Origin of the sequence: Leptolyngbya sp. FACHB-711 (genome assembly GCF_014695615.1) — a bacterium.
Taxonomy (GTDB): domain Bacteria; phylum Cyanobacteriota; class Cyanobacteriia; order Elainellales; family Elainellaceae; genus Leptolyngbya_A.
This window is the reverse complement of record NZ_JACJOR010000065.1, coordinates 1-4,400: the sequence shown is the minus strand read 5'-3', so window position 1 is coordinate 4,400 and position 4,400 is coordinate 1. Positions and strand designations below refer to the sequence as shown.

Here is a 4,400-nt window from a genome sequence, read left to right as displayed (position 1 = left end):
TCGGCGAACTTTGCCAAAGTCTTGACATCCAGCGTTGGTGCAACCGGAATCACAAACCTGACCTCTGGACGCTCCCGCCAAACCTCCTCCGCGATCGCCAGACCAAGCGGCACGCCCTGAGCCAACTTCGCCGCCTTCGATCCCGGCAACAGCCCAATCAACGGTTTTCTCCCTCCTACTTCTCTATTCCCTTCTGCCCATTCCCCTGCCTCCGCCATTAAATCTCCCACTACGATCGCCTTCTCCCGATACTGCGGCGGCATTCGATCGATCAATTCCGGTTTCATCACCCCAAAGCGATCGATCCAGCGATGCCAGCGCGTGTCCCATTCGCCATAAATCACAGTCTGGTAGCCGAGCCACCTGCCGATGATGACGGGAAAAACTTGATCGCCGCCCAGAAACAGCACTACGCCGCGATCGTGCCAATCCCAGGAGCTCGCAGTTTTACCCCACAGCAGAAACGGAAAGAAATGCTCTGCGCCCTGGACGCGATCGATTTCCGGGTAAGACTGGGCGATTTGAACTTCTTTGCCGCTGGCGTTAGGGCAGGGTGATAAAACGAGGGAAATCCGAATCTGCTGATGATCTGAGTTCGTTTCCTCGGTCGGGCGATCGTGACCAAACTGCTGACGCAAGGCTTTGACGACAGGACGCACCCAGGTTGTGATCTCGCCCGGCCCGTTCGACAAAATCAGAATATCCACAGGAGCCATAGGAAACAGCGGAAATAAAAGATACAGCGGATAATTTGACAGAGAGCAATTATTCCGAAAGAAAAACTGCATTGCAAGTGTTTTGCTAAACGGACTGCCATTGATGTAACTAATTCTCTGGACAGTCGGTATCAAATAAACGTTCGGTACACTTCAGTGTATTCCACATCGAATTGCAACGGGGTTTGACAAATCTCGAATTTTCCACAATAGAGACAAACAGGGCAGGAAGCTATGATTTGAGCAACCGATGAGAGAAATCCAATGAATAACAAAGCCAAACTTCTAATTGCTCTGACCGCTACCGCTGCTGGTATTTTTGGTACTGCTTCTAATGCATTCGCAGGTGAAGGTGGTGCTGCGGGTGCTGCCGCCTTCCGAGTCGAGGGTGGTGCAGTAACGGGTGTTGCGGTGGCTGCCTCTGTGGGTAAGCAAGATGCGTTCGCGGGTGCGTTCAATGATATTGGTGCAAACATGAACTCAGCAATGGCTTTGGGTTCTGCGGGTGTGATCACAATGACCACATTGAACGCAACGTCTCTTGCGTCAGTTAATTCCGCTGCGGATACGCAGCTGGGCACCGCACAAGCAAACGAGCTAGACACCTATCGTGTCAACATCAACGCTGTTCCTACTGGCACAGTTGCTGACTTCGATACTCCTGCTGCTGGTGGAGTATAACCTGTCCGTAATTTTAAGTTAATCACATAACTTGTTTTTGGAGATGCACTCAGTGTGTCTCCATTTTTAATGAGCATTTTCAAGTGGCATGAAACAATATATCCGGCAGGAGAAGCCCCACTGAAATCCATTTTTTGCTGGGATATAGACAACGTTTGTAGAGGATGCTTTAGAGGTAGCAAACGTACTGCATTTGCCCCCCAGCCTCCCAATTCTGGGCGACTTCCGCTCCAGCTTCCGTTGGAATCCTTTCAAAGTCTCTAAAGTTGGGGGTCAGGAAGGGAAATGGAGGGGGCGGTTTGAGTCGCAACTGGCAGATTTGAAATATCCTAGCCTGCGGGTGGATCTACTCGATCGCGCTGCTGCTGAAACCGCTCAACTTCCTGATCCACTTTTTGCCTGAGCTGCTCTGCGGTGCGAGGATCAAAGGGATTTGGAGGTTCTCCCAGCCGCACCTGAAGCGAAAACACATTTTGATCAACGAGTAAATCATTTCCCGCCTGGTCTAAGCCGTAGTCATATTCATAGTTACTCCAGGAGAAGATCAGCGTGGGGTCATTATAATCACTGCCCAGCCGCCACTGAACTTTTGTGCCATATCGCGATCGGCTTGAATTGCGATCGATCGGGGCAAAGTAGCCCGACAAATAAACACTGTTACCAATTTGGACTCCTGCATCCAAAATTAAAGTGTCTTCGATGGAGTGCGGCAGGAGGTCGCCAAAATAATTGGTTACGCCAAAAGAAACCGGACCGATATTCGCTCTGGCTGAAATGTTGACATTACTTCCCTGGGTGTCCAGCGTGACTCCATCGATGCCGTCTTGCTGATCTAACGCCCAAACGAATCCGGTGGACAGCACAAGATTTGCGGTATTGCTGAGCCGAATCCGATAGGCGGTGTTGCCCCATAACCTGCTGTAGTAGTCCCGGTCAGGGTTGAGATAGCCGATCGCACCCGCGTTGAATGTCCACCCGCTTAGCGAGACATAGGTATAATCTAGTCCTAGATAAGCTTTGATCTCATCCGAAGCAATAATGCCAGCATAGTATCTAAAAATATCGTTGCTGCTCGTAATATTTCCCGTGAAACTAATGTGAGGATAAAATCTTGTTCGTTCAGTTTGCGTTGTAGAGGTAACAAAATCTACATCTCGTCTTGTAAACGTGAGATAGATTTGAGTATAAAAATCTTCCAGCTCATTGGTAGAAAAAAGCTGTTCGTTCACTAATGAATTGAATTCAACATTGCTGTCAACGCCTCCTTCCCCGCTCGCTCGTGTAGTGATGCGAGTCGGACCTGTCGGTACATATCGAATTTCTCTAGACAGGCTGCGTTCGGTCACAGGAGACAGACCAATCCAAATACTGTTGAAGTGAGCATTGGGCAAATCTTCCAGGCTTGTGAACGTAACCGGGGTTGCCGCTCGTCCAATGCCAGCGTGATAGATGGTAAAGCTTCCTTCGGGGAGCCGAGTATTATTCGCTGCTAGAAATAAGTTGCGGTTAATGTTGGTGTTCGCAGGATTTTCTGATCCTTCAATTTGCGGATCGGCATCCGGCAAAAATTCTGCGACTGCTTGAACGGCTGAATTCAGCAAAAGATTGTCGAGATCGGCGATTATCACGTTTCCGCGAATGGTGCGACCCAAAACCGCTTCCCGATCGTTTGCTCTAATAACCTGCCGAACTCTGGAGAAAACTCCTGCGGGTCTTTCTTCAAAACGTTCCTCGCGATCGATCGAAGCTTCTGTTGATTGAGTATTTCCAGCGAATGCCCCAGTATTGGGAAATATCAAATCCAGCCCAACTTCCTGCCCATTCGCCCCCAACTGAAACCCAGGTCGCGCCATCGCGGCTAAAGACTCAGGGGTAACAACATCACCGAAGTCTGCGGTTTGTTCAATCCGAGTCGGAACGAAGAAATCTGGATCGATACTCTCTGGATCAGTCACCAAACCGGGCGTGTAGGTGCATTGATCGTCTGGCTCACCCTGATCCGGCAGCAGGCAACTCGCCGTCAAGCTCATTTGAATCCGCAGTCCGGTCATGGTTTGCGGCTCACGTCGGCTTACCGTTACTTCCCGCTCAATTCGGACAGTCCGAGCCTGTAAGTATTCCCCAGTTTGTAGGGAGGTGAAAATATTGTCTCTGCTTAAGCTTTGTTCAACCTCGCTGTCGAGCCGCAGAATGCCGTCAAAGCCAAAATTTTCGCTGCGACCATCGCCAAACTCAAACCGAGAAACGGCTTCCCACTCAGTCAGGTGACTGATTACCGTACCATTTAGCGGCATAGTTGTAATGAAGGCAGGAACCCGCTCATCCGGCGCAATTTGAGGCGGCATGATGTAGTCCGGGTCAGCTGAGGGACTTGCAGCAGGAGTTTGAACAGGCGCAGGCGGTTGGGCAGCAGGTGGTTGAGTGGTGGGACTTTGAGCAGTGCGAGATTGAGCAGTACTAGATCGGGCAGGAGCAGATTGGACAGGAGCAGTTGGGCTAGCAGGGGAATTGGCTCTTAGGTGTGCTGCCTGAGTTGAGGCGGAGGATGCAAGGGCAGCAGAGGTTAGAGCGGGAGATGCTGGAGAAGGGACGGGAGCAGACCGCGCTTGAGGCGTAGAAGGTTTCGGTTCAGCCACATTCGCTACAGGAGTGACACTCGCTTGAGTAGACTGCCTGCTATTGTTTGCTCTGCTATTATTTACCCCGCTATTGTTTACTCTGCTATTACTTACTCTGCTATTGGCTGCCCTGATATCGTCTACATCTGCTAAAGTTTGACCGGGATTGGTAATTCCCCGCCGTCCTGCGATCGGTGTTGTCGATGCCGATGCAATACGTGGCTTTATGTTCGATAATTCTGGTACTGCCCTTGTGCTATAGATTTGATCGGGTCGCGACAGGGTTTCAGCAGCAGCCCCAACTTCTGCGGAGTCGATCGGTGTAACAACAGGTGAAGGGCGATCGACAATCTGGCGATTTAGATTTTCTGAATTGTTCCCCAAA

2 protein-coding genes and 1 pseudogene are annotated in these 4,400 nt (G+C 50.5%); 1 reads left to right on the top strand and 2 read right to left on the bottom strand.

Annotated features, from left to right (window positions below):
* Window positions 1-716: pseudogene (locus tag H6F80_RS01495) on the bottom strand (lipid-A-disaccharide synthase); the annotation flags it as partial.
* Between the two features lie 264 nt (window positions 717-980).
* Here H6F80_RS01495 and H6F80_RS01490 point away from each other — a divergent pair.
* Window positions 981-1,397, top strand: coding sequence for a hypothetical protein (locus tag H6F80_RS01490; protein WP_190789851.1), 417 nt, complete (start codon window positions 981-983; stop codon window positions 1,395-1,397).
* A gap of 329 nt (window positions 1,398-1,726) precedes the next feature.
* Here H6F80_RS01490 and H6F80_RS01485 read toward each other — a convergent pair.
* The coding region (locus tag H6F80_RS01485) for a hypothetical protein (protein WP_190789850.1) at window positions 1,727-4,400 on the bottom strand (2,674 nt) is incomplete at its 5' end.

Excerpts from the sequence above, each read along its gene's own strand:
- H6F80_RS01490 (WP_190789851.1), top strand. The coding sequence starts at position 981 with ATGAATAACAAAGCCAAACTTCTAATTGCTCTGACCGCTACCGCTGCT.